The 25,121-nt window shown below is 62.4% G+C and carries 27 protein-coding genes; 12 read left to right on the forward strand and 15 right to left on the reverse strand.

What is annotated here, in order from left to right; translation table 11 throughout:
* Positions 1-7 precede the first annotated feature (7 nt).
* Complete coding sequence (locus NKJ18_RS00560) at positions 8-658, forward strand: dihydrofolate reductase family protein (RefSeq protein ID WP_023731609.1); 651 nt, start codon at positions 8-10, stop codon at positions 656-658.
* Positions 659-721: 63 nt separating this feature from the next.
* On the opposite strand, the gene NKJ18_RS00565 is transcribed toward NKJ18_RS00560, so the two are convergent.
* A complete protein-coding gene (locus tag NKJ18_RS00565) occupies positions 722-1,600 on the reverse strand; it encodes a LysR family transcriptional regulator (RefSeq protein ID WP_502906145.1) in 879 nt (292 codons plus the stop codon).
* A gap of 87 nt (positions 1,601-1,687) precedes the next feature.
* Between NKJ18_RS00565 and NKJ18_RS00570 the strand changes: the two genes are divergently transcribed.
* Complete coding sequence (locus NKJ18_RS00570) at positions 1,688-2,287, forward strand: LysE family translocator (protein ID WP_023672428.1); 600 nt, start codon at positions 1,688-1,690, stop codon at positions 2,285-2,287.
* A 160-nt stretch (positions 2,288-2,447) separates the two neighbouring features.
* On the opposite strand, the gene NKJ18_RS00575 is transcribed toward NKJ18_RS00570, so the two are convergent.
* A complete protein-coding gene (locus tag NKJ18_RS00575; protein ID WP_352757636.1) occupies positions 2,448-3,242 on the reverse strand; it encodes an SDR family NAD(P)-dependent oxidoreductase in 795 nt (264 codons plus the stop codon).
* Positions 3,243-3,420: 178 nt separating this feature from the next.
* Here NKJ18_RS00575 and NKJ18_RS00580 point away from each other — a divergent pair, with 178 nt between their 5' ends.
* Positions 3,421-3,885, forward strand: a complete 465-nt coding sequence (locus tag NKJ18_RS00580; RefSeq protein WP_352757638.1) for a MarR family winged helix-turn-helix transcriptional regulator — start codon at positions 3,421-3,423, stop codon at positions 3,883-3,885.
* Positions 3,886-3,914: 29 nt separating this feature from the next.
* On the opposite strand, the gene NKJ18_RS00585 is transcribed toward NKJ18_RS00580, so the two are convergent.
* Positions 3,915-5,093, reverse strand: coding sequence for an MFS transporter (locus NKJ18_RS00585; RefSeq protein ID WP_023683782.1), 1,179 nt, complete (start codon positions 5,091-5,093; stop codon positions 3,915-3,917).
* A gap of 199 nt (positions 5,094-5,292) precedes the next feature.
* Here NKJ18_RS00585 and NKJ18_RS00590 point away from each other — a divergent pair, with 199 nt between their 5' ends.
* A complete protein-coding gene (locus tag NKJ18_RS00590) occupies positions 5,293-5,649 on the forward strand; it encodes an ArsR/SmtB family transcription factor (protein ID WP_023683780.1) in 357 nt (118 codons plus the stop codon).
* A gap of 23 nt (positions 5,650-5,672) precedes the next feature.
* On the opposite strand, the gene NKJ18_RS00595 is transcribed toward NKJ18_RS00590, so the two are convergent.
* Complete coding sequence (locus NKJ18_RS00595; RefSeq protein WP_023828084.1) at positions 5,673-6,143, reverse strand: nucleoside deaminase; 471 nt, start codon at positions 6,141-6,143, stop codon at positions 5,673-5,675.
* Between the two features lie 176 nt (positions 6,144-6,319).
* On the opposite strand from NKJ18_RS00595, the gene NKJ18_RS00600 reads away from it, so the two are divergent.
* The 3 genes from NKJ18_RS00600 (at position 6,320) to carB (ending at position 12,136) form a co-directional block, all read left to right on the forward strand.
* A complete protein-coding gene (locus NKJ18_RS00600; RefSeq protein ID WP_023828085.1) occupies positions 6,320-7,096 on the forward strand; it encodes a metallophosphoesterase family protein in 777 nt (258 codons plus the stop codon).
* Positions 7,097-7,344: 248 nt separating this feature from the next.
* Positions 7,345-8,397: an SH3 domain-containing protein gene (locus NKJ18_RS00605; protein ID WP_245260168.1), complete on the forward strand. Its 1,053-nt coding sequence runs from the start codon at positions 7,345-7,347 to the stop codon at positions 8,395-8,397.
* Positions 8,398-8,632: 235 nt separating this feature from the next.
* Positions 8,633-12,136, forward strand: coding sequence for a carbamoyl-phosphate synthase large subunit (gene carB, locus NKJ18_RS00610; protein WP_352757640.1), 3,504 nt, complete (start codon positions 8,633-8,635; stop codon positions 12,134-12,136).
* Between the two features lie 98 nt (positions 12,137-12,234).
* Here carB and NKJ18_RS00615 read toward each other — a convergent pair whose 3' ends face one another.
* From NKJ18_RS00615 to NKJ18_RS00635, 5 genes are all read right to left on the reverse strand, one after another.
* A complete protein-coding gene (locus NKJ18_RS00615; protein WP_352757642.1) occupies positions 12,235-13,935 on the reverse strand; it encodes an AAA family ATPase in 1,701 nt (566 codons plus the stop codon).
* Between the two features lie 19 nt (positions 13,936-13,954).
* The gene (locus tag NKJ18_RS00620; protein WP_352757644.1) at positions 13,955-14,743 is read right to left on the reverse strand and encodes a hypothetical protein; all 789 of its coding nucleotides are present in this window, start codon (positions 14,741-14,743) and stop codon (positions 13,955-13,957) included.
* 76 nt (positions 14,744-14,819) lie between these two features.
* Positions 14,820-15,212, reverse strand: coding sequence for a RidA family protein (locus NKJ18_RS00625; protein WP_023740205.1), 393 nt, complete (start codon positions 15,210-15,212; stop codon positions 14,820-14,822).
* Positions 15,213-15,450: 238 nt separating this feature from the next.
* Complete coding sequence (locus NKJ18_RS00630) at positions 15,451-15,915, reverse strand: cupin domain-containing protein (RefSeq protein ID WP_023672418.1); 465 nt, start codon at positions 15,913-15,915, stop codon at positions 15,451-15,453.
* A 301-nt stretch (positions 15,916-16,216) separates the two neighbouring features.
* On the reverse strand, positions 16,217-16,768 hold the full coding sequence (locus tag NKJ18_RS00635; RefSeq protein WP_352757646.1) for a DUF4142 domain-containing protein: 552 nt from the start codon (positions 16,766-16,768) through the stop codon (positions 16,217-16,219).
* A gap of 325 nt (positions 16,769-17,093) precedes the next feature.
* Here NKJ18_RS00635 and NKJ18_RS00640 point away from each other — a divergent pair, with 325 nt between their 5' ends.
* Positions 17,094-17,432 (forward strand): hypothetical protein, encoded by a 339-nt coding sequence (locus NKJ18_RS00640; RefSeq protein WP_023691534.1) that lies wholly within the window; start codon positions 17,094-17,096, stop codon positions 17,430-17,432.
* A 286-nt stretch (positions 17,433-17,718) separates the two neighbouring features.
* Here NKJ18_RS00640 and NKJ18_RS00645 read toward each other — a convergent pair whose 3' ends face one another.
* Positions 17,719-18,207, reverse strand: coding sequence for a GNAT family N-acetyltransferase (locus NKJ18_RS00645; protein ID WP_023691535.1), 489 nt, complete (start codon positions 18,205-18,207; stop codon positions 17,719-17,721).
* A gap of 5 nt (positions 18,208-18,212) precedes the next feature.
* A complete protein-coding gene (locus NKJ18_RS00650) occupies positions 18,213-19,142 on the reverse strand; it encodes a lytic transglycosylase domain-containing protein (RefSeq protein WP_023733310.1) in 930 nt (309 codons plus the stop codon).
* Between the two features lie 177 nt (positions 19,143-19,319).
* Here NKJ18_RS00650 and NKJ18_RS00655 point away from each other — a divergent pair, with 177 nt between their 5' ends.
* Entirely contained in the window at positions 19,320-19,901 is a 582-nt protein-coding gene (locus NKJ18_RS00655) for a methylated-DNA--[protein]-cysteine S-methyltransferase (RefSeq protein WP_023671959.1), read from the forward strand.
* 148 nt (positions 19,902-20,049) lie between these two features.
* On the opposite strand, the gene NKJ18_RS00660 is transcribed toward NKJ18_RS00655, so the two are convergent.
* A complete protein-coding gene (locus NKJ18_RS00660; RefSeq protein ID WP_023689728.1) occupies positions 20,050-20,376 on the reverse strand; it encodes a hypothetical protein in 327 nt (108 codons plus the stop codon).
* A 298-nt stretch (positions 20,377-20,674) separates the two neighbouring features.
* Here NKJ18_RS00660 and NKJ18_RS00665 point away from each other — a divergent pair, with 298 nt between their 5' ends.
* The gene (locus NKJ18_RS00665) at positions 20,675-20,887 is read left to right on the forward strand and encodes a cold-shock protein (RefSeq protein WP_015316174.1); all 213 of its coding nucleotides are present in this window, start codon (positions 20,675-20,677) and stop codon (positions 20,885-20,887) included.
* Positions 20,888-21,117: 230 nt separating this feature from the next.
* Positions 21,118-21,318: a hypothetical protein gene (locus tag NKJ18_RS00670; RefSeq protein WP_023671961.1), complete on the forward strand. Its 201-nt coding sequence runs from the start codon at positions 21,118-21,120 to the stop codon at positions 21,316-21,318.
* Positions 21,319-21,415: 97 nt separating this feature from the next.
* On the opposite strand, the gene NKJ18_RS00675 is transcribed toward NKJ18_RS00670, so the two are convergent.
* Together NKJ18_RS00675 and NKJ18_RS00680 are read right to left on the reverse strand one after the other, a co-directional pair.
* The gene (locus tag NKJ18_RS00675; RefSeq protein WP_352757648.1) at positions 21,416-22,276 is read right to left on the reverse strand and encodes an EAL domain-containing protein; all 861 of its coding nucleotides are present in this window, start codon (positions 22,274-22,276) and stop codon (positions 21,416-21,418) included.
* Complete coding sequence (locus NKJ18_RS00680) at positions 22,273-23,172, reverse strand: EAL domain-containing protein (RefSeq protein ID WP_023728195.1); 900 nt, start codon at positions 23,170-23,172, stop codon at positions 22,273-22,275. The genes NKJ18_RS00675 and NKJ18_RS00680 overlap by 4 nt, the downstream gene beginning before the upstream one ends.
* 276 nt (positions 23,173-23,448) lie before the next feature.
* Here NKJ18_RS00680 and NKJ18_RS00685 point away from each other — a divergent pair, with 276 nt between their 5' ends.
* Positions 23,449-24,651 (forward strand): pyridoxal phosphate-dependent aminotransferase, encoded by a 1,203-nt coding sequence (locus tag NKJ18_RS00685; protein ID WP_352757650.1) that lies wholly within the window; start codon positions 23,449-23,451, stop codon positions 24,649-24,651.
* A 59-nt stretch (positions 24,652-24,710) separates the two neighbouring features.
* Here the strand turns inward: NKJ18_RS00685 and NKJ18_RS00690 are convergent, their stop codons facing one another.
* Entirely contained in the window at positions 24,711-25,106 is a 396-nt protein-coding gene (locus NKJ18_RS00690; protein WP_023695758.1) for a (R)-mandelonitrile lyase, read from the reverse strand.
* Positions 25,107-25,121 lie beyond the last annotated feature (15 nt).

The raw sequence follows: 25,121 nt of genomic DNA on the forward strand, positions 1-25,121 counted from the left end.
AAATCCAATGCGAAAGATCATCGCCGCTACCTTCGTCAGCCTCGACGGCGTCATGCAGGCGCCGGGCGGCCCGGAAGAAGACCCGGTTGGCGGCTTCGAGTTCGGCGGCTGGACGTTCCACTACTTCGACGAGGTGGCGGGCGTGGCCATGGAGGAATTGTTCTCTAAGCCCTTCGCCCTGCTGCTCGGCCGCAGAACCTACGACATCTTCGCCGCTTACTGGCCGTACCAGAAAGATGCCATCGGAGATGCCTTCAACCCTGCGACTAAATATGTGGCGACGCATCGGCCGGATTCGCTCACCTGGGAAAATACGCAATGGCTTGGAGAAGATATCGTCGCGGCGTTGCGCCGCCTCAAGAAGGAAGATGGGCCTGACCTGCTCATCCAGGGTTCGAGCGAGCTGATCCAGACTTTGCTCGCCAACGGGCTGATCGACGAGATCCGGTTGATGATCTTCCCGCTGCTGCTGGGCAAGGGCAAGCGGCTGTTCGATGGTGGTGCGATGCCCGCCGCTTTCAAGCTGGTCAAGTCGCAGGCCACTACCACAGGCGTCATCATGGCGACCTACGAACGCGGGGGTGAGGTCAAGGTCGGGTCGTTCGCTACGCAGAAGCCGTCAGAGGCCGAGCTCGAGCGGCGTAAGAACTGGAAGTAACAGGGACAGGCTTGGCACCTTTCCTCTCCCCCGATCGACGGGGGAGAGGAAATGCAAGTTCTGTCAAGCCGCCACAGCCCGCCGTGCCAACCCACCCCGGATATACCGCGCGAACTCCTGCGCTGCCGGCGCCGTGCCGTACTTCGGCAAATGCAGATTGATGGAAAAATTCGGCAGCGGCGGCAGCCCGGCATCAAAAGCCAGGATGTCAAGATCGGCAGGCACGGTGGAGGCCAGCCAGGCGGTGACGGCAAGGTCGGAGCGCACTGTCGCGGTCGTCGCGTCGATGTTGCCGTTCTCGAACACGGTGCGCCATTCCAGCCCGTGCTCGTTCAGCGCCGACAGCACCACCGGGCGGAAGGCGCATGTATCGGCCACGATCGACACCGGCAGCGGCCGCTTGGCGCGGGCGACGCCGCCCTTGGCCCCGACCCAGACCAGCCGGTCAATGGCCAGGCACTCACCGGCCGACGGGCCGACCGGTTCCTCGATGACGGCAAGGTCGATGGTGCCGGCCGCGAGGGCCGCGGCAAGGTCCGGCGAAGCCGCACAGAGCAGTGAAATCTCGACCTGCGGATAGGTCTCGGCATAGGCCTTCAGCACCGGCGCCAGCAAAGTGCCGACAAGGTCATAGGGAACACCGAGCCGCACCTGGCCGGCGACCTCGGTGCCCGCCATCTCGGCCCAGATCTCGTCATTGAGGCCAAGCAACCGTTTGCCCTTGCCGAACAGCCGCTCGCCGGGCCGCGTCAGCCGCAAGCCACGCCGGTCGCGCTCGAACAGGCTGCAGCCGAGCGCTTCTTCCAGCCTTTTGATCTGCTGGCTTACGGCGCCTTGCGTCAGATGCAGCGCGTTCGCCGCCGCCGTCATGCTGGCCTTGTCGGCGACGGTGACGAAGGTGCGGATCAGCGCTGTGTCGAGGTTACGGATCATGGTTGGCATTATATCTGCTAATGCCAACCATCGCAAACATTGCATTTACTGAAGTATGCAGAAGTCTACCGTAGGGCCTTCGATGGAGGACGCCTCATGTTGCAGCCCATCTTTCCGCTCATCCTGTTTGCCTTCGTGGCCACCGTCACGCCCGGCATCGCCACCACCCTGTCGACCGCTTCAGGCGCGCAGTTCGGTTTTCGCCGTTCCGTTCCCCTATTGATCGGCAGCGCTGCCGGCCTCGCCACCGTGACCGCTGCTGCCGCCGCCGGGCTCGCCGGTCTGCTGCTGGCCATGCCTTCGCTGCAACTGGCGATGAAAATCATCGGCTCGCTCTATCTCATCTGGCTGGCAATCAAGATCGGCCGCGCCGGGCCGCCTAATCTCGATGTGGCGATGGCAAAACCCAACAGCTTCTTCGGCGGCGCCGGCATTCAATGGATGAACCCGAAGGGCTGGGCGATGGGACTGGGGGCGGCGGCCTCGTTCGCAGCCCTTGCCGACGGGCCGGGACAACTCGCGCTGCTGCTCGGCTCGACCTTCGGCCTCACTGCAGCCGTCTCGCTGTCGATCTGGTGCGTGGCGGGCATGGTGCTGGCACGGCTGCTCGAGACCGAATGGCAATGGCGCGCGCTCAACATCGTGCTGGCGCTGGTGCTGGCTGCATCGATCATACCGATGTGGCGGGGAGCGTAAACGCAGAGGTCGGCGCCAGTACCCCCACCCGGACCTGCGGTCCGACCTCCCCACAAAGGGGAGGTAGGGGAGCGCGCACTTTACCCTCCCCCTTGTGGGGAGGGCCGCGAACGAAGTGAGCGGGGTGGGGGTCCTGGTTAGCGAAGCGAACCAGCTACTCTCAAGCAGCATAGCGGGCAGCAGGCTTGTCGGCGTGCAGGCTGCCGTAGAAGACTTGCCTTGCGCCGAGGAAGGTGTCGAGCTTGGTCGCATCGGCAAGTGCCGGCACGGTGACGGCTTCGCCCCTGGATAGACCGACAAGCGCGGCATCGACCATATCGTCGGCGGACATGATGATCTCCTTCGGCAGATTGTCGATATCGCTGCCCGCAAGTTCCCAGAAATCGGTGCGGGTCGCGCCCGGCAGCACCGCCTGCACCTTCACATTGGTGCCGGCGACTTCGCGGTGCAGGGCCTCGGTGAAGTTGACGACGTAGGCCTTGGTGCCGCTGTAGATGCCGCCGAACGAGGTATCATAGGCGAGCACGGAGGCGATGTTGACGATGGCGCCGCGGTTGCGCGCAAGAAGCCCCGGCAGAACGGCGCGGGTCAGGCGGGTCAAGGCGATGACGTTGACCTTGATCATGCGCTCGGCCTCGTCGGCGTCGGCCGTTGCCACCACGGCCTGGCCACCAATGCCGGCATTGTTGACCAGCAGCGTGACGCTGTCGTCGGCTGCGATCGCCTGCTCGACGCGGCGCACATCATTGTCGTCGGCAAGATCGGCTGATATCACGCTGACCTTGCGCTTATAGGCATAACGCAGCTTTTCAGCCAGTTCCTCCAGCCGGTCGGCGCGCCGCGCCACCAGCACCAGATCGTAGCCCTGCCCGGCCAGCCGGTCGGCATAGACCGCGCCGATGCCGGCCGATGCGCCGGTGACGACTGCGGTACCCTTGTTGTCCTGTCCACTCATTGTCCTGTTCCTTTTTTGCCCGGCGAGACAGGTCGATGACCCTCGCCTCGCCCTGATTTTCAATTAGTGGCATGTACCACTTTCCGGAAGTAGGTATATGCCACCATCTTGTCAACGGAGGCCGCAGAAACTATTTCTGCGACAGGCCGGCAGCGGTTTTTGCCGGCAAGGAGTCGTGATGACCAAGACCGCACTGCCGGGATTTAGCCTTTGCAACAACGCCACGCTGCGGCGCGCCGCGCGCAAGCTCGGCCGCTTCTATGACGATGTAATCTCGCCTTCGGGTCTGAAGGGCACGCAGTACGGTCTGCTCCATCAGATCCATGTGAGCAACGAGCCGGCGATGGGCACGATAGCCGAAGCGATGGTCATGGATCTCTCGGCGCTCGGCCACACGCTGAAGCCGCTGATCCGCGACGGCTATGTCGACACCTTCGCTGACAAGGACGATCGCCGCGTCAAGCGGGTGCGGCTGACCGACCAAGGCCTGGCCAAGCTCGAGGAGACGACGAAATTGTGGACCATTGCCCAGCAGCGCTTCGAGGCCCTGGTCGGCCCGCAACGAGCGGCAGATCTGCGCGCTATGCTGGATGAAGTCGCGGCGCTGGACTACGACGTGCCGGCGGCCGCCCCTTCAAGCTGAAAGAGCGGCCGCCGGTCCTTTGCAAAGATCTATTCGGCCGGCATGGCGACCGGCCGGGCCGCCCAGCGGCCGGCCAGCACCACGCCAAGCCCGATCAGCGGGAAGATGGCGGCGACCAGGCCGAGATCGGCCGGCACGCCGTAGCGCAGCACGGCGCCGCCGACCACAGCACCCAGCGCCACGCCGAGATAGAGCGCCGAAGCGTTGAGCGACAGCACGATCGGGGCGGCGTCGGGCGCCAGCTTGATGATGCGGCTGGCCTGCGCCGGCGGAAATGCCCAGCCAACCATGCCCCACGGCACCATCATGGCCATCAATGCCGGCCCGGCGAGATGCTGCGGCAGGAAGGTCGGGATGACCGAGAGCATCACCAGCATGACGGCGCTCAGCGCCAGCGACCAGCCGACGGTGCGCGTCGCACCAAAACGGTCGGCCGCCTGGCCGCCGGCTATGTTGCCGATGACGGCGCCGACACCGAAGGCGAGCAGCATGCCGGGCAGCGCAATCGGGCTGAGGCCGCCGCTCTGGATGGCCAGCGGTGCGATATAGGAAAACACCGAGAAGGCGCCGATCAGGGCAAGAGCGGTGGTCAACAGGATCGGCATGACCCCGGGGCGCAGCGCCGCAGCCAGCCGCCGCCTGAGCGGCAGCTTGGTGCCGACAATGCCGCGCGGCAGCCGGTACCACAGGATGGCGCCGACCAGCGCGCCGAGCCCGGCAATGGCAAAGAAGGTCCCGCGCCAGCCGGCTATCGTGGCAACCAGCGCGCCGAGCGGTGCACCGAGCGCAACCGCCACCGTGGTTCCGCCGACGACGACGGCAATGGCCCGCGCCCGGTGGTGGTCATCGACCAGCGCCACCGCCGTGCCTTGAGCGGTAGCGGCAAACAGGCCTGACGACAGCGCCATGATGATGCGGGCAATGAGCAGCAGCTCGAAGGACGAGCTCAGCGCCGCCACCACATTGCCGATGACGAAGAACGCCAGCGTCCACAAGATGACGCGGCGCCGGTCCCATTCGCCGGTCAGCGTTGCCAGGATCGGCGTGCCGATGGCGTAAGCCAGCGCGAAGGCGGTGATCAGCGTGCCGGCGAGCGGAATGGAAATGCGGGCGTCGGTGGCGATGTCAGGCAGCAGGCTGGAGATGACGAAGCCTTCGGTCGAGATCGTGAACGATCCGAGCGCAAGCCAAAAGAGGCGCTTGTCCATAGGGCGTGTCCTTAGTTCAAAACTTATTGAACAATTGGACATAACAGGGCGTGATGTCAATGAAGCCAGACGAAAATAGCTGAACCCTGCTGACAGCCCTGTGTCAGGACAGCCATTGGGCCAATCGCGAAACGGACCGTGCATGCCCGCGAAAGATCGACGCGTTGAAATCGCCACCGACTGTGCTTAGTTTCGGGCCATGACTTTGCCGCACCCAAATACAGACCAGATCAGCCTGCCGGTCGTGCTCGGCGTGCTTGGCGACCCGACCCGGCTCGCCATCGTGCGCTATCTCGCCAGCAAGGAAGGCGTGCCGCTGAACTGCAGCCGGTTCCTCGACCTCGGCTCCAAGACCAATCTCAGCTATCACCTGGCCAAACTGCGCGAGGCCGGCGTCACCCGCGCCGAAGTGGCCGGCACCAACCGGATGATCACGCTGCGCCGCGCCGACCTAGACGCCCGCTTCCCCGGCCTGCTCGATAGCGTGATTGCGGCGGCCGGAGATGACCCGGCTCTGCCCATCGTCGGCGGCCACGACATCGAAATGCCGGCGTAGCTGGTGCCGAAGTCAGGCCGCTCCTAGCGCTGCCAAAAACCGATATGCGGGGCGAGGAGCTCCTCGTCCATCTCGGGGAAAGGGCCGTGGACCTCGACCGGCTTCTGCCCGGAGCCGAGGACTGTGCGCGACGAGAGGTTCATCGTCGGGTTCTCTGCGTGATTGCCGGTCAGCGCGAGAAGCTTGGTTTCCTCGAAGCCGTAGACCAGCCGGCCGATATTGGCCCAGTACAGCGTTCCCGTGCACATCGCACAGGGCTCGCCGGTTGTGACCAGCGTGCAGGACCAGAGGAAATCCGGCGGATAGGCGTCCGAGGCACGCCGGGAGAGCTCGGTTTCTGCGTGGCGCACGGTGTTGATGTTTCCTTGCCGCATCAGGATGCGATCGTCGGGGCCGACGAGCACGCAGCCGAAAGGATGGTGCCCATGCGCGGCAGTCTCGCGCGCGACGTTATTGGCGGCGCGGAGGTGGGCAACCATCTGGTCGCGGGTCATCGCCTGTCCTCCCCCTGATGAACTCTGGAACGTCATGGACGCTAGCAGATGGAGTGCTTCCGCGATAGCCAGCTCCCGGCTGTCTCGAACGGCCTCAAGGGCTTGATAATGAAGGCAGCGGCTTGATAGGAAGCCGGGCCGCAAGCCTCAACGGGCTGCACCAAGGAGCCCGCCGCATGCGCATTGCCGTTCTCGCCGACATCCATGGCAATGTGCTGGCGCTGGATGCCGTGCTCGCCGATCTGGCGCGGCGCGGCGGCGCCGATCTCACCGTCAACCTTGGCGACTGTGTCTCCGGCCCGCTCTGGCCGCGCGAGACGTTCGAGCGGCTCGAAGCGCTCGACCTGCCGACGGTGCGCGGCAACCATGACCGCCGCGTCGCCGTCGATCCGGCCGACGATACGATGTGGGCTTCGGACCGCTATGCACAGGAGCGGCTGACGGAGGCGCAGCGCGAAGCGCTGCTCGCCCTGCCCTTCACGCTGGAGATTGTTCCCGGCGTGGTCGCTTTCCATGCGCGGCCCGACCATGACGAGAAATACCTGCTCGACGCGATCGTCGATGGCCAACTGGTGCGCGCGCCGCTTGCCGCTATTCAGCGGCGGTTGCAGGCGCTGGACCCGGCCTGCCGCGTCGTGCTTTGCGGCCACAGCCACCGCGCGGAGCTGCTCCGTATCCCCGGCGGCCCCATCCTCTTCAACCCCGGCAGCGTCGGCGCTCCCGCCTATGAAGATGACACGCCGCCGGCGCATGTTTCGGAGCAAGGCAGCCCGCATGCGCGCTACGGCATCCTCACCTTGGATGGCGAAGGACCCGACCGTTTCGAGACCATCGCCGTCGACTACGACCATGAAGCGGCGGCGAGACAGGCCGAACAGGCGGGCCGTCCGGAATGGGCGCATGCGCTGAGGACCGGCTTCATGCCCAAACCCTCTTGGCAAGGCTCCGCTTGACCGCACGGCTGCGCCCTGCTTCCGCCTCGCGGCACCAAACATCGGACGCATTTTCAGACTTACATGGCCGCGTATCGTCCCTTATAAAACCGCCTTGCCATACGGCAGGACTGCTGCCGCAAGGGTAATCGGCGCACGGCCAAATGATGAGGCGCACAATCCGAACCATTTTGCATCGACTGACTGGCGCTCCGCTCCTGCGGGCAGCCCGGTTGTTGGCGGGTCCGTTGGTGGTGGGCCCGTTGTTGGTGAGCTTGCCGGCCAATGCCGAGGACGCGCCTGCCGACATCGTTTCCATAGTGACCGAGCTCGGCCCAGGCGATCTCCTCAACATCCGCGCCACGCCGTCGCCGGTCGGCAGAACCCAAGCGCGCCTGCCGATCGGCTCGAGCGTCAGGAATTTCGGCTGCAACGAAGTGGACGGCCACCGCTGGTGCAAGGTCGAGGAGATCGACAATCCACTGGTCAAAGGCTGGGCGCCCGCGCGCTATCTTATCCCCGACAATCCGACCGTGGTCGAAGTTGAGGCCGCGCCGCCCCAGGTGACCGCCAGCGCTGAAGCCGGCGGCCCGACGCTCGCGCCCGACATGCCGACGCAGCCGGCCGACGTGGCCGCAGCGCCCCGGACGACTGCACCTGCCGCCTCTGCCGCTCCGGCTGCACCCACTCAGGCTCCACCCACCCCGGCTGCACCCGCGCCGGCTCCACTCGACCTGACGGAGCGCCTTGGCGGCACGAATCCAGGCGCGCCGAAGTCCGCCGCCGAGATCGGCAGGACCGCCATGCAGGATGCTTACGGCCTTGCCTTCGCAGCGAATGAAAGTCCGCCGACGGATGAAATCCCTGCCACGGAGGCTCCGGCAACGGAGGCCACAGGGACGCCGGAACTCGCCGCCGCCGCGTCTGCGGGAGCAGCGCCGGATACAGCGTCCGCGCCGGGGGTACTATCCCCGACGCCACGGCCAGACCAGGCCAAAGCTGCGACCGCTACGCAAACCGTTGCACGGCTGGAACCCCCGCCCGCCCTCGGCGCCACCGCCGAGATCCCCTGCGCCCGCTATGTCGGACAACCGATGACCCGCTGCGCCGTCAACATCGTCCACAATGGCGCCGACAAGGCAGACATCACCGTGACCTGGCCCGACGGCGGCACCCGCGTCATCTCCTTCTCTGCCGGCATGCCGGCCAACTCGGATTTGGGCAAGGACTTCCGCTTCACAAGGGAAGGCAGCCTCAACATGATCCGCGTCGGGGTATCCGAGCGGTTTGAGATTACGGATCAGCTCGCGCTGGGGGATTAGGTGTCAGGCAGTAGGGAATGGGCAATAGGCGCCTTAACCTCGCTCCTGCCTAATCCCCACTGCCTGATCCCTACTGCCTAATCCCTACTGCCTAGCCTCATTTTCGGGGTTACATCTCCCAAAACTCTTCCCTATAAGGCCCTCCTAGCCTGATACCAGAATCGCAAGCACAACCGGCCGGGTCTTCCCGTCCCGGTTTTTCGTGCAAGCCGCTCGCCGAACGGAACTCACAACGATGCCAAGACGCACCGACATCAAGTCGATCCTGATCATCGGGGCCGGCCCCATCGTCATCGGCCAGGCCTGTGAGTTCGATTATTCCGGCACACAGGCCTGCAAGGCGCTGAAGGAAGAGGGCTTTCGCGTCATCCTGGTCAATTCCAACCCGGCCACCATAATGACCGACCCGGAACTGGCCGACGCCACCTATATCGAGCCGATCACGCCTGAAGTCGTCGCCAAGATCATCGCCAAGGAGCGGCCCGACGCGCTGCTGCCGACCATGGGCGGCCAGACCGCGCTCAATACTGCTCTGTCGCTGCGCCGCATGGGCGTGCTCGAACGCTACAATGTCGAGATGATCGGCGCCGACGCCACGGCGATCGACAAGGCTGAGGACCGGGCGCTGTTTCGCGAGGCGATGAAGAAGATCGGCCTGGAAACGCCGAAGTCGATGCTTGCCAATGCCACCGATGTCAAGAACGCCGACCGCAAGACGCACGAGGCCGAGCGCGCCGCCGTAAAGGCCGAGGCGCCTGCCGACCTCGATGCCGCGCTCGACGCGCTGGAAACCCGCTGGAATCTCGGCGAAGGCGACCGCAAGCAGCGCTACATCAGCCATGGCATGGCGATCGCCGCCCAGGCGCTCGACCATGTCGGCCTGCCCGCCATCATCCGCCCGTCCTTCACCATGGGTGGCACAGGCGGCGGCATCGCCTACAACCGCGCCGAATTCTACGACATCGTCCAGTCCGGGCTCGACGCCTCGCCGACCACCGAAGTGCTGATCGAGGAAAGCGTGCTCGGCTGGAAGGAGTATGAGATGGAGGTCGTCCGCGACAAGGCGGACAATTGCATCATCGTCTGCTCGATCGAGAACATCGACCCGATGGGCGTACACACCGGCGACTCGATCACCGTTGCCCCCGCGCTGACCTTGACCGACAAGGAATACCAGATGATGCGCAACGCCTCGCTCGCGGTGCTGCGCGAGATCGGCGTCGAGACCGGCGGCTCCAACGTGCAGTTCGCCGTCAACCCGGCCGATGGCCGCCTCGTCGTCATCGAGATGAACCCGCGCGTCTCGCGCTCGTCGGCGCTGGCGTCCAAGGCGACCGGCTTCCCCATCGCCAAGATCGCGGCCAAGCTCGCCGTCGGCTACACGCTGGACGAGCTGGAGAACGACATCACCGGCGGCGCCACGCCCGCCTCCTTCGAGCCAAGCATCGATTACGTCGTCACAAAAATCCCGCGCTTTGCCTTCGAGAAATTTCCCGGCGCAGAGCCGGTGCTGACCACCGCCATGAAGTCGGTCGGCGAAGTCATGGCCATCGGCCGCACCTTCCAGGAGTCCCTGCAGAAGGCTTTGCGTGGACTGGAAACCGGCCTGACCGGCCTCGACGAAATCGAAATCCCCGGCCTCGGCCACGGTGCCGTAGCTGCCAACCACGCCGACGACCGCAACGCCATCCGCGCCGCGCTCGGCACGCCGACGCCCGACCGGCTGCGCATGGTGGCGCAGGCGATCCGCATGGGCACCTCGCTGGAAGACGTGCACGCCATGTGCAAGATCGACCCGTGGTTCCTCGAACAGATCGCCGGCATCGTTTCCATGGAAGCCCGCATCCGCGAGCACGGCATTCCGCAAGACGCCGTCAATCTGCGCATGCTGAAGGCGATGGGCTTCTCCGATGCCCGCCTCGCCTCGCTGACGAAGTCCGACGCCGAAGTGATTCAAAGGATTCGCGAAAAGCTCGACGTTCATCCGGTTTATAAGCGCATCGACACGTGCGCCGCCGAGTTCGCCTCGCCCACCGCCTACATGTACTCGACCTACGAAGTGCCCTTCGCCGGCGCGCTGGCCAATGAAGCGCAAGTGTCAGCGCGGAAAAAAGTCGTCATCCTCGGCGGCGGTCCCAATCGCATCGGCCAGGGCATCGAGTTCGACTATTGCTGCTGCCATGCCGCCTTCGCACTGCGCGACGCCGGCTATGAAGCGATCATGATCAACTGCAATCCCGAGACAGTGTCGACCGACTACGACACGTCGGACCGGCTCTACTTCGAGCCGTTGACGGCCGAGGACGTGCTGGAGATCCTGCGCGCCGAACAGGCCTCGGGCGAACTGGTCGGCGTCATCGTCCAGTTCGGCGGCCAGACGCCGCTGAAGCTGGCCGACGCGCTGGAGAAGGCCGGCATCCCGATCCTCGGCACGTCACCCGACATGATCGATCTCGCCGAAGACCGCGACCGCTTCCAGAAGCTGCTTCACAAGCTCAACCTCAGCCAGCCGAAGAACGGCATCGCCTATTCTGTCGAGCAGGCCCGCCTTGTGGCCGGCGAACTCGGCTTCCCGCTGGTGGTGCGCCCCTCCTATGTGCTCGGCGGCCGCGCCATGCAGATCATCCATGACGAGGGCATGCTGCAGAGCTACCTGCTCGACACCGTGCCCGGCCTGGTGCCGGAGGACATCAAGCAGAAATACCCCAACGACAAGACCGGCCAGATCAACACGCTGCTGGGCAAGAACCCGCTTCTGTTCGACACCTATCTCTCGGGCGCCATCGAAGTCGATGTCGACTGCCTCTGCGACGGCACGTCGACCTTCGTCTCAGGCATTCTGGAGCACATCGAGGAGGCCGGCATCCACTCCGGCGACAGCGCTTGTTCGCTGCCGGTGCATTCGCTGCCTTCCGATCTGGTCGACGAGCTGGAGCGCCAGACGGCGGCGCTTGCCCGCGCGCTCAATGTCGGCGGGTTGATGAACGTGCAGTATGCGATCAAGGACGGCACCGTCTATGTGCTGGAGGTCAACCCGCGCGCATCGCGCACCGTGCCCTTCGTCGCCAAGACCATCGGCCGTCCGATCGCCAAGATTGCCGCCCGCATCATGGCCGGCGAAAAGCTGGAAGATGCCTTCGCCCATTACGGCGCCATGCCTGATCCTCGCAACCCTGGCCACATCGCGGTCAAGGAAGCCGTCTTCCCCTTCGCCCGCTTCCCCGGCGTCGACATATTGCTCGGCCCGGAAATGCGCTCGACCGGCGAGGTCATGGGCCTCGACCGCGATTTTGCGCTGGCCTTCGCCAAGAGCCAGCTCGGCGCCGGCGTCGACCTGCCGCGCTCCGGCACGCTGTTCGTCTCGGTGCGCGACGAAGACAAGGCCGGCATCCTGCCGGCGGTCAAGCGCCTCGCCGGCCAGGGTTTCAAGGTGCTCGCCACATCCGGAACCGCCCGCTTCCTCGCCGAAAACGGCGTCGACGCCCAGAAGATCAACAAGGTCCTCGAAGGCCGCCCCCACATCGAAGACGCCATCCGCAACCGCCAGGTCCAGATCGTGTTCAACACCACGGACGGCCAAAAGGCGGTGTCGGACTCGAAGTCACTGCGCCGCGCGACCCTGATGCAGAAAGTGCCGTATTACACAACGCTATCAGGTGCTGCGGCTGTGGCCGAGGCGATCGCGGCGCTGAAGGCAGGGAGCCTCGAGGTGCGGCCGCTGCAGGAGTATTTTGCTTGAGGCAATTAGCTCTCTTCTCCCCGTTCAACGGGGAGAAGGTGCCGGCAGGCGGATGAAGGGCAGCGCCACCACCCAGATGAGCTCCCTGAGGGTGTCCATCACTGATTTTCTCTGCGGCGCGGAAATATCCTATTTGCTATCGTCAATAAGCTGTCATCACGTATCAACTCAGAACCCGTTCCTACGGTCAGGTTTGCACCGACGCGCTGGCGATAAATATCTCGAATTTTCTTAAGCAGTTTCTTTCCCGACATATTGGCACGAGGGTCATCATTCACCCTTTGCCTCATGTCTCGCGCTAAAGCTCCTACGTTTACTCGTCCATTTCCCTGTTTGCGTTCCCAATCTAACCGGGAATTGAGAGCATGCTCGTATGCGTCCTCGCGAATCTCCTCGATCGCCTGATTGAGAATTTCCGTAAACTGAGCCTCGTTCTGTAAGTTGTTTAGAGCCGAAAGGTAGCGCGGATTCAGCAAGTGGGATTCGATATCGACACCAGTTGTCACAAATGAATCACACTGCATCTCCCGAATTGACGTTTTCCACGCTTCGACTTCCATGGGGCCAAGGAAGTCGCGATCCCTATGAATCACAAGGCGGGCGCCCGATATACGTCGAGTATGATCCGCTATAGTCCTAAGATTATGTAACTCCGTTACACCGCGATAGGGAAGAATCAACGTTCTTTCCATATCAAATCCACTAGACGCCAATAATGTAACGATACTTCTAGTTATTTCATCCTCGGTTAATAATATAGCATCGTAGTTCTTTGTTCCAATTCTCTCCTTAAAATCGAGAGCGCCCAAATCCATTAGTATGTCAATCTGGTCGTCGCGGGAAGCCGGAGCCGCAGCACCAGACTGAACCCAAATATATCGAGCAACGCCGGAAAGCGCATCAACTATGTGTCGAGAATGGGTCGTGATAACAATCTGAGTTCCTAAATCCTCAGTTATTCTAAATAGAAGATTCGAGATTATCCTTTGATTGTTCGGATGAAGATGGGAGTCTGGCTCATCAAGAACAATTAGGCTCGGGCGGAATCTATGAAGATAACACAGTATCTGAACTGCCTGTAGGAATCCGGTTCCGCAAAGTTCAATAGGGATACTCGTGCCGTCCTTCTTAACGAATACATATATATATTCATCAATCTTTTGCTCAAAAATAACATCGATCTCGACACCAGGGAATACCTCAGCGAGGTCAACGAGAAATCTATTTCTATTATCTTCATTTGGCCAAAGCCTAAGGAGCATATTGCGAAGAATTACGTTCGCGTCACCCCGAGCAAGAGCCCGCAACAAAACTCCATCAGAAACAAACACCTCGCTCTTAGCGACACCCGCTAATCCCGGCGAGAATATGCTGAACGGATCATCTAAACTCGCTAATCCCACAGCGACTTCCGGATTCACAATTCGGGCTTGGACATTGTTGTTCTTACCTTTCGCAACTTCCAAGGAAAAAGTACGCCCATTCTCCAAGGTCAAATCAAACAAAATCGATCTATTTTCACCCTCCACCAATTTTCCACCTTGACCTAGGGCGTATGGATTAGACGCAGGAGAGTATATGATCTCATCCGGCCCTAGCGTCGCTATCAAAGGGCTTTTTCGCGTCCATTTCTTTGCCAGTGCGATGGACTGCAAGATCGATATGCAAAAATGGAGAGCTTGAATTATGCTGCTTTTTCCAGAATTGTTTGATCCAACAATTATGTTCAAATCAGATAGGCCTACACTGGTATCTTCGATAACCTTGAACCGGCGTATCCTGAAATTTTGAATTTTCATTGCTCGGCTCCAAAGAATCTCATTTTGGCGTTTCTACCTCAATGAGCTTCACTGCCTTAGCCTTAGCCCTCTCCAGTTTGTTCGTAGCCTTTCGCATCCTAGCGACCGCTTCCTTAGCCTTGTCGCCTTCGATCGTATCCCGCTTGATTACTTCATTTTCGACCAACTGCGAGAGGTTCTCGTTACCAACCTTGATGTCTGGAAAGAGCTTCCGGATTTCCCGGCGCACCACCGAAATCACGGCTTCAGACCGGATGATCGCCGAAACCGTAAACTTGTTGAACAGCTGTGCCTGCTGATGGAATGCATCCATTGCATCGGTCGTCAGCCCTTCCTTGGCGAACAGGAAGAGGCACTGTAGATGGTCCTCATTCTTGGGATTCATGTCGGCAAGGACAATCCGGCAAACTTCTTCATGGCTGATCTGGTTTGCCACATAGATACGGACCAACCGCCATTCGACCGCATTGGTGAGGATCACCCAGTGAATGCCTTGGTGGGCTCCGTAGTCGATAACCTGCCTCAAGTGATTATCAGCCAAGCTGCTGCCCGCTGATTTCACCTCAACAAGCAATCGCAGTTTTCCTGCAATCTTGATCGCGAGATCGCAATATGTAGCCTTGGTCTGGTGTTCCGAGGTTAGCTCGTCATATTTATCATAGCCAAAAACATCGGCCAGGATGTCCTTGACCAAGGTAACCGTGTCGGCTTCCGCGACATCAGATTTTTGCTGAGCCAGCGTAATCCGCTGATACTTCTTGAGATTCGACGCAACGCGTTCGCCGAATTTCTTCGGTAATTTGTTCATGACTCGCCCTCCCTATCCCCGGCGAGATTTGAGGACGACTTTACTTCAAAGACAAGCGGAAATTATAGGTGGCCCCTCACGCCACCGCCACACACTCGATCTCGATATCGAACTCCATCGGCCACGACGCCACCGGCACGAAGCTCCGCGCAGGCGGGTTGACGCTGAAGTACCGGGCATAGACCCGGTTGATGGCGTTGTAGAAGCCGGAATTGACGGCGTAGATGCGCACCATCACCACATTGTCCAGCGAGGTGCCGGCGGCTTCCAGGCAGTGTTTCAGCGCCTTCAGCGACGCCTCGGTCTGCGTTTCGATATCGCCACGCACCATCTCGCCGCTCACCATGTCCACCGGCGGCGTCGCCGAGATGAACACGAAGCCATTGGCCCTTACTGCCGTCGAGCAAGGCAGCCCGAGCGCCCGCACCTTGGCCGACATGACGGGCACTTCGATGACTTCTTTTTTCATGGTGATCTTCCCCTTGTTTGCCAAGCTGGCGCCAAGGCCCCCTCACCCAGCCTCCGCTTCGCTCGGCTGACCTCTCCCCGAGGGGAGAGGAGCCGGTCAGCGCCAGCACGTCCCTCTTCTCCCCAGCGGGGAGAAGGTGGCCGCGAAGCGGACGGATGAGGGGGCCTGCGCCACCTTTAATCGTGAGCAACTTATCCTGCCGCCCAGCGAACACCAGCGCCGAAGCATGGTCCAGCGCTCACCCCTGCCCCGGATAGGGCATGCCGTCCTTGTGCAGAAACCTGCCATCGGAACTCGGGCTCATCATGTCGATGTCGGAGCAAGTGATGAGATCATCCGGATTGCGCGAGCCGACCTCGAGATAGCGCGCCGTTGTGGACGAGCGGTTGATCATGTGGTGGCCGTTGCCGCTGTTCTTGGCAAAGGTCGCGCAGTCGCCGGCCTTGAGCAGCGTCTCGCCGCCATCCTCCACCAGCACCAGTTCGCCTTCCAGCACATAGACGAGCTCGTCCTCATGGCTGTGCCAGTGGCGCTGGCTCGACCAGCCGCCTGATGGCAATGTCATCAGGTTGACGCCGAAATCGGTGAGGCCGCCGGCATCGCCGAGGCGGTGGCGTGTGCGCTCGGCGCAAGGGGCGTCGAAGGGTGCGGGGTAGCCGGAGCCCTTGCGGACAGGCACGGTGGACAGGTCGATCTTGGGCATGGGAGCTCCATTGAATTGGTGGCGGCAGTGTATGTCACTGCCGGCGCAGCCACAGAGCCACTTTGCCGCAATGCCTTGCCAACGGCAGGCATCGGCCGTCGCACTCTACGGCGCCCCCCTCTGTCCTGCCGGACATTTCCCCCACAAGCAGGGAGATTGGCTGTCGCCTCAGCCTTCGCCAATTTTCACCGTCGGTAGAAAAGCACGGCGCCGACGCTGCTGATCTCCCCACTCGTGGGGGAGATGTCCGGCAGGACAGAGGGGGCGCCGTAGAATGCTATTGCTGGCCAGTCACCAACCCTCAACCCTGATGCGCGGCCGCGAGTTCCTTCACGTGCTTCTCGTGCATCTGCAGCGTCGGCAGCGTCTTCTTGGCGAATTCCTTCATCGCCGGGTCGTCGCCCGAGTTGGCATAGGTGCTGAACAGGGCAACGGCCTCCTTGTGCGCGTCCGTCTGCATCTGGATGTACTTGGCGTCAAAATCCTTGCCGCTTGCGCTCTTCAACTCGTCGAGCATTGCCTGCTCCTTCGGCTGCAGGGCCGGTCCCGCGGCTTTGGTCGAACCGGTGGTCTGGCCCTGGCTCAGCGCCGCCTTGAACTCCTTGCCGGCTTTGGTGTGGTCCTTGACCATCTGCTTGGCGAATTTCTTCACGTCAGCCGCCTTGGATTTCTCCTCCGCGAGCTTGCTCGACTGGATTTCGAATTCGTTGGAGCTAGGCACGGTCTTGACGAAGGTTGGGGTATCGACCTTGCTGGCGGCCATGGCAGGCGCGACCGCAGTCGAGTTGGCCGCAAAGGCGGCAGGGGCACCGGCGAACAAGGCGACGGCGGCAATGGTGAGAAGCGTTTTCATCTGAGTTCTCCGATTTGAAAATTTCCCTCGGCTAATCAAACGCGGCATTGGCGGCAGGGTTGCGTCCGGAGAACTATTCGTCAGCGACCATCTGCCGAAGAGCCGTCCCGAGCCCCTGGCGGACAAACCTCAGGACAGCACGCCTCGCCATATTGCAGCTGTTCGTTCCAGTTCGGCCGACCCTCAGGCGTGAAATCCATAAGGTTCCACAGGATCTCGCACATGCCGATGGCGCGCTGATCCTAATGGACGGCGCTGCATTGGGAGCCGGTTGCACTTCCCTGTATTGCGTCTGCAGGTTAGATTTCCGGAGCTGGGGAGACACATGCAAGAGGATGAAGAGATCGATCTGCGCTGCCCGCAAGTGGTGGCCGACAATGCCGCCAAGGGGTTGAGGCTGCGAAGAGAATTCGGCCGGGGCGGCACCGAGATCGGCGTGGCGCGGGCGACGGAACTCAAGAACCGCGAAAAGCTGGCGCCATCCACCATCCGCCGCATGGTCAGCTACTTCGCCCGCCACGAGGTCGACAAGCGCGGCAAGAATTACGGCAATGAAGACAATCCATCGGCCGGCCATATCGCCTGGCTGCTGTGGGGCGGCGACGAGGGCCGCGCCTGGGCGATTGAGCTCAAAAAGAAGATCGGTAATGCGCCCGATATCTGAGGGCGACCGTAAAACGACTGGCGGGCCCCAAACCCCCGCCTGGGACCCGCCAAGGAGTGGCTGAACACATGCCGGTGCAGCCCCTCTACATCTGCCAGTCGTCGATCCGCCATCGGTCGAAAGGCATGGATGGTGAGTTAGCATCCGGTTGCAGCGGCCAATGTGAAGCAGTTCACAATCCGAAGGATTTCAACAGCGCTCGAGCAATTCCAGGAAAGGTGGGAACCGGTTTTCCCGTGAAAAGCGCGTAGCGTTTTCCCCAGGGAATTGCGGCAAGAAAAAACCCTTACCCTTCCCAGGCGACAGGCATCATTCCCAACCGCTCGTAGAGCCTGAGCGCGGCGGCGTTCTCGACCGTGTTGGTCTTGAGGTCGACATGGGCCGCGCCTCGATCGCGAAAGGCGTTGAAAGCCTGCCACATCAGCGCCTCGCCAATGCCTTTGCCGCGCGCTTCGGGATGGACCGCGAGGTCCTTGACGAAGGCCCTCGTCCAGCACAGCGCTGCCGCCGCCAGCCGTCCCTTGGCGTCGATGACCAGGAAACACAGCGCCGGGTCGAATTCGGCATCGCTGGATATGCGCGGCCACCATTCGTCGAACGGGCCGTCGGTGCCGTCGTCGAACACCTCGCTCAAAAGCGCATGCAAGGGCTGCGCGTCACCATGTTCGAAGCAGCGCATGGTAAAGCCGGCCGGCCAGTGCGGTGCAACGAGCGTCTCGTCGAGGATTTTGCGCAGCCGGATGTCGTTTGGAGCCGGCGGGCGCGGTTCAGGCATCGCGCTCAGGCGTCGGGCTGCAGCCGGCGGCGCTTGCGGTCGACACCGAGGCCGGTGGCCTCGAGCAGGCCTTTGCGCTTGGCGTCGAAATAATAGCCGGTCTGGTAGAGCCAATCGGCCTTCTTGGCGTTGCCACCCGCCACCAGCCAGGCGCCACGCAGATATTTGACCGCGTATTTCAGATTGGTTTCGGCGTCGAACAAGCCCTTGGCCGGCCCGTCATAGCCCATGCCGCGCGCCGTCGCGTGCTTGATCTGCATCAGCCCCCAATGGCCGTTATTGTAAGCCTTGGGATTGTAGGTGCTTTCGCGGTTGACGACGTGGCGCACCAGATCGACCGGCACCTCGTAGAGAGCAGCGTATTTCTGGATCAGCCGGTCGACGTCGCCGCGCATGCCGGTCGCATGCTCTTCTTCCGGGAGACCGAGCGGCGCGGCGGGGAACTGGCCCAAGGAAGCCGGGTTCTGCGGCACGACATAGGCTACCTGCTGCACGCCGGGCATGGCGTTCTGGCCGCCCTTGGCGGTCGCCGGCATGACAAGGCTGGCGGTCGTATATTGCGCCGCGACCGGCTGTCCGGCGTTGGCGGGCGCAGGCGCCTGCCAGGCATTGGCGGCCATCACCGCAGGCACGGCCGGGGCCGTGGGCGTCGCGCCGGCAAAGGCCGCGGTCGCGGCAACCGGCTGAGCAGCGGCATCGAGCGCTGGCGTGGCCGGCGTCGCTTCGGCCGCCTGAACGGGTGTTATGCCCGAGGATTGCGGCAGCACCGAAACCGTATCGGGCAGCGGCACGGTAAAGCCGGCATCGCTGCCGGCAGCGGTCGCGGTTTCGGTCAGCGCAGGCGTGGCCTTCATCTGCGAGGTCGATTGGCAGCCGCTGAGGGCAGCTGCGCCGACGATCACAGAGATCGCGAAAAGGTTGAATTTTGCTGGCAAGCCGCGCGGGTCCGATTTGTCGGTTGTTAAGAAGTCCTTACACCAGCGATTCCTGGTGGGCAATCGGGACCATCTGGTGGTTTTCGGGTGGCGAGAGCCGGGCTCAGATGCCATATTGTTCTGCATATGTACCGGTCGGTATCCCGGTTTTCGCCGCTTTGCGGAAAGGAGCGCATCATGGAAACGGCATCTTCGATCACAGCCGGCCACGCAGTGTTAGAAACAGTGATCGGCTTCATGGGCATCGCCTGGAGCGAAAAGGGCCTGATCCGGCTCTGCCTGCCCGAAAGGAGCCGCGAAGCAGTGGAGCGCCGGCTGATGCGGCATGCCGGTGTTGCCGCCAATACGACTGCGAACATTGGGCAGCCGCAATGGGTGGTCGAGCTGATCGCCTCGATCAAGGCGTATGCGTCAGGCGAGGACGTCGATTTCTCCGGTGTGCCGGTCGATCTCGACGGCGTCGACGACTTCCGTCTCGCCATCTACGACGCGGCGCGGAAACTGCATTACGGCGAAACCACCACCTATGGCGAACTGGCCAAGCGCGCCGGCCAAGCCGGCCTGCCGCGCGAAACCGGGGCAGCGCTGGGCGCCAACCCGGTGCCGCTGGTCATCCCCTGCCATCGGATACTAGCCGCGGGCGGCAAGATCGGCGGCTTCTCGGCGCCCGGCGGCTCGGCCACCAAGGAAAAGATGCTGGCCATGGAAGGCGTGCGCGTCGGCCCGCCGCCGGCGGCGCAGGTCTCGTTCGGGTTCTAAGAGCTTGAATGGTATGCCGGCTGGGTATGTTGAGATTCAGGTCAGGCCGCACCGAGAACTATGGTCTTCGAGAACCGGAGCGGAGCGTACTTAATGTACGTGGGCGCCGGAAGCGCAGAAGACCGGCCTCACTTGAATATCAATATGCCTAATGACGGCGCAGGAAGCGGCGGTGAAAATGGTCGTTCTCGATCCGCTTGCAGAGATAGACCGGGCAGGATTCGGTATCGGCGCTCGGCACATAGGCGCGCTTTCTGACCTCGCCGACATTGCAGAATTGCTGGCTCTGCACATAGCGGTCGAAGAGCGGCAGCCCCGGCACGCGCCTGGACTGATAGCGCAGGATGACCGCGCCCTGGCGGGCGATCGTGCCTTGCACCCTGTCGCAGCTCATACGAGTGGGGTCGTAGCGCGAGATCGCCTGCGCCTCGGCGGCCGCCAGCGTCAGGCAGGCGGCAAGCAGAATGGTTTTCACAACCGTTTTCATGACAGTCTCCCAAAACCGGACTAACGCCGTCGGGCGTCCCGATCTTCCCGATTGCTCGACGCTTTCATGCGATTGGGGCGGCCTTTGGGCGGCGCCACCGCAACGCCATTTTTCGAGCCATCTTGTTTTTGGTGCGAAACCCGCCTATATCAGCTCCATTGATATTTCGGCCGATCGATCCGGGCCTCGCGATCTTCGCGTTTGCTGACGTCTATCTCCAAAATCTCGATACAAACCGGCTGAACCTCGGTTCGGTCAAACCAAAGCAAATGCGAGGACTATTCATATGGCAACTGGTACGGTCAAGTGGTTCAATGCCACCAAGGGCTTCGGCTTCATTCAGCCTGATTCGGGCGGTGCGGACGTTTTCGTTCACATCTCCGCTGTCGAGCGCGCTGGACTGTCGACCCTGGTCGAAGGCCAGAAAATCAACTTCGAGATCGAGCAGGACCGCCGCACAGGCAAGTCGTCCGCTGGTTCTCTGAGCAAGGCAGCCTGATTTTGCGATAGCGCGCGCCGGACGAGAGTTCGGGGCGCGCGGCAAGTCACGGATGTACTGACGGTCGCGCGAGAAGCGCGCTGGAGCAGAAAGACCCGACAAGCTGGATCAGCAGATAGCTGCCGGCCCGGACTTAAAGCTCCGATCAGGCTACCGAAAATGGGAAGGCGGGATTTATCCCGCCTTTTTGTTTGTCTGGAATTGGACGATGGCCATGCTAGTTTCGCCCCATGACCAAGCTCGAACAGATTGAAAGATCCATCGCAGCCCTGAACACCAAAGAACTAAAGGCCTTTACCAAATGGTTCGCAGCGTATCAGGCAGAGGTGTGGGATATGCAGATCGAGGCGGACGCCAAGGCTGGCCGGCTGGATAAGTTTGCCGAGCAGGCTTTGGCTGAACTTCACGCGGGCCGAGTTCGCCCTCTTTGAATGCGCGCTACGGCCGAAGGCCGCAAGCCCAACCGGGCATCGCGCCTGGCGTCCGGTCCGGAACGAGCCGCGAAGCGGCGGCAAGCGCGAGCACAAATCAGCGCCGCAGATGCAGCGGCACCACCTTGTTGTCGGCGCCAAGCAGCGCCTCGATCGACAGCGGCTCCCGGTTGAAGATCGTGCCGGCCAGCGCCGGGCGGCCGAGATGGAACCCCTGTAGCAGGTCGACGCCGCCATCCAGCGCGACGCGCAGATGCACGGATTGCTCGATGCCTTCCACCAGCACCTTGGCGCCGCGATCGTGCAGCGACGAGACGAGCGGCCGGAAGAAGCGCTCGGCGGCAGCGTGGCGGCAGAATTCGGCGAACCAGCCGCCGTCGATCTTCACAATATCCGGTTGAAGCAGGCTCATCCGCTCCGCGGTCGAGTGGCCGGTGCCGAAATCGTCGATGGCGATGCGGATGCCGTGGCGCCGCATCTCGCGCACCAGCGGGGCCAGCACATTATCGTCGGCCGCCTGTTCGGTGATCTCGCAGACCAGCATGGCGGCATGCAGGTCGAGATCGCCGAGATGCCGCGTCATCAGCCGGATCTCGGCCAGCGCCCGCCCGAGATGATCGTTGATCATCGGGTTGTAATTGAAGAACAGGTCGAGCCCGTCGACGCCGATGTTGCGGAAGTTTTTCAGATGCAGCATCCGGCACATCGTCTCGACAAACAGGCGGTCGCCCGGCGCAACACTGTCGAAGAACATGGCCGGTGCAACCGGCATGGAAGCGCGCTGCGGTTCGATCAGCGCCTCGACGGCAACCACGGCCAACGCGCCGCCGCGTGGCGCAAAGATCGGCTGGTAGGCGCTCTTCAGCCGGAACGCGCCGTAGACGCCGTATTCGATGCCGACCTCGTCGGCAAAGATCGATTCGCCGATATCGCGACGCCTCTCGCGCTGCCCGGTCATGGCCCGGTCCTGCGCCCGAACACCCTGCCCGGCCGAGCCGGAGGCGCTGCAGTCGGGCCGGCAGGCGTCTTGCCAGGCTCGGCCGCCGCGACAGACGGCTGCCCATCCTTGCCGAAAGCGCGAAAGCTGGTCGGCGCCAGTTCCGGCTTCGCCAGCACGAAGCCCTGCACCATCGATGCGCCGGATTTCTCGGCCAATTCAAGCTGCCAGCCTTCCTCGATGCCTTCGAACACCGTGCGGATGCCCTGTAGTTCGAAGTTCGTCACCATGGCAGTCAGCAGGGCAAAGCCGGCGCCGGATTCCATGAGCTGCGTGATCCAGTGCGCATCGAATTTGACGATGTCGGGCTTGAGCTCCTTGATGCGGTTGATGTCGGATTCATCGGCGCCGTAATCGTCGACGGCAATGCGAAAGCCATTGGCCCGCAGCGCCTCGACAAAGCTGTAGAGCGTTTCCTGCGACGCCGACTTCTGCTCGGTCACCTCGCACACGATGCGGCGCGGATCGATCCCGGCTTCGTGCAGCACCAGCCGCATGTCGCGCAGCGCGTTATCGGCGATGGAGCGCTCGGTAAACACCGACGGATCGAAATTGACGAAGATCGAAGCCTCTTGCGGCAGGCAGGCGCCGGCATTGAGCAAATGCAGCGTGCGCGTCAGCGCCTCGATATGCAGGCGGTCGCCGGCCGGACAGGTGCGGAAGAAGTTCATCGGCGATTGCGGCTCGCCGTCACGAAACGGCCGGATCAGCCCCTCGAACGCTGCGATCGAGAGCTTGCCGTCCTTGAAGGCGAAGATCGGCTGAAAGGCGCTCTGCAGCGTGTAGGGACCCCAGACACCTGAAGCGGTGCCGTCATCGTGACGGATGATGTGGGCAAGCCCGGTGCTGCGCGACAAGGGTCCCTCGCTCCGCGAGACAGGCGAAATGGCTGGCGATCCTGCCGTCAAAGGTTTTAGCGGCCGTTGATGAATTTATTCTTGCCGGGGATAAGCCTATCGATTGCAGAGCCCGCAACGCAGAGTGAAACCGTCATGCACGCGCTCCAAAAAGCCGATCTCCACGGGTCCTTGACCCTGGCTCATCCGACAATGCTTGCACTTGCCGGGTCGATGCGACATGAGAGGCGCCGCAGCTGTTTGCGGTTGCGCCGACCCCTCTGGAGATATCTGGCCATGGCCTTTCTTGCCGACGCCCTTGCCCGCGTAAAGCCTTCCGCCACCATCGCGGTGACGCAGAAAGCCCGCGAGCTGAAAAATGCCGGCCGCGACATTATCGGCCTCGGCGCCGGCGAACCGGATTTCGACACGCCCGACAACATCAAGAATGCGGCGATCGAGGCGATCCGCCGCGGCGAGACCAAATACCCGCCGGTTTCGGGCATCGCGCCGCTGCGCGAGGCGATCGCGAAAAAATTCAAGCGCGAGAACAATCTCGACTACAAGCCCGAGCAGACCATTGTCGGCACCGGCGGCAAGCAGATCCTGTTCAACGCCTTCATGGCGACGCTGAACCCAGGCGACGAGGTCATCATCCCCCGCCCCTATTGGGTCAGCTATCCCGAAATGGTGGCGATCTGCGGCGGCACCTCGGTGTTCGCCGATACTTCGATGGACAATGGTTTCAAGCTCACTCCCGCCGTGCTGGAAAAGGCGATCACGCCGAAGACCAAATGGCTGTTGATGAACTCGCCGTCGAACCCGTCCGGCGCCGCATACACGGAAGCCGAGCTGCGCGCGCTGGCCGACGTGCTCTTGAAGCATCCGCATGTCTGGACACTGACCGACGACATGTACGAGCACCTGACCTATGGCGACTTCGTCTTCAGGACGATCGCCGAGGTCGAGCCGAAACTCTACGAGCGCACGCTGACCATGAACGGCGTCTCGAAAGCCTACGCCATGACCGGCTGGCGCATCGGCTATGCCGCGGGTCCCGTCCAGCTGATCAAGGCGATGGACATGATCCAGGGCCAGCAGACCTCGGGCGCCTGCACCATCGCGCAATGGGCCTCGGTCGAGGCGCTCAACGGCCCGCAGGATTTCATCGCGAAGAACAAGGCGATTTTCCAGGGCCGTCGCGATCTCGTCGTGTCGATGCTCAACCAGGCGCGCGGCATAACCTGCCCGTCGCCGGAAGGCGCCTTCTACGTCTATCCGTCCTGTGCCCAGCTGATCGGCAAGAGGACCAAGGCCGGCAAGGTCATCGACACAGACGAGACCTTCTGCTCGGAACTGCTCGAGGCCGAGGGTGTCGCGGTGGTGTTCGGCTCTGCCTTCGGCGTCGGCCCCAACTTCCGTATCTCCTACGCCACGTCGGAGAGCCTGCTGGAGGAAGCCTGCACCCGCATCCAGCGGTTCACGGCATCGCTGACCTGAACTGGCGGCACCGAGACATGAAACCCGGCTTCGAGCCGGGTTTTTGTCAGGAGCAGACCTCAGCCGCCATACTGCTCGCTGGTGACCGCTTCCATCCAATCTGCGTGGACGCCGTCCAGCGCTTCCTGCATGGCGACGTGGGTCATTGTCGTCTTTGGACCCGCGCCGTGCCAGTGCTTCTCGCCGGGCTCGAACGAGATCACGTCGCCCGCCTTGATCTGCTGGATCGGCCCGCCCCATGTCTGCGCAAGGCCGGCGCCCGACGTGACATAGAGCGTTTGGCCGAGCGGATGCGTGTGCCAGTGGGTACGCGCGCCAGGCTCGAAGCTGACCAGCGTGGCCCGCAGCCGCGCCGGCGCTTCCTTCTCGATGATGGGCGTCTGCAGCACGCGGCCAGTGAAATACTTCTCCGGTGCGATGAGGGTCGGCACGCTGCCGCAGGCAATGATCTTCATCTCTGGTGATCCCTA

It is taken from the genome of Mesorhizobium sp. M0217 (genome assembly GCF_040321955.1).
Lineage (GTDB): Bacteria > Pseudomonadota > Alphaproteobacteria > Rhizobiales > Rhizobiaceae > Mesorhizobium.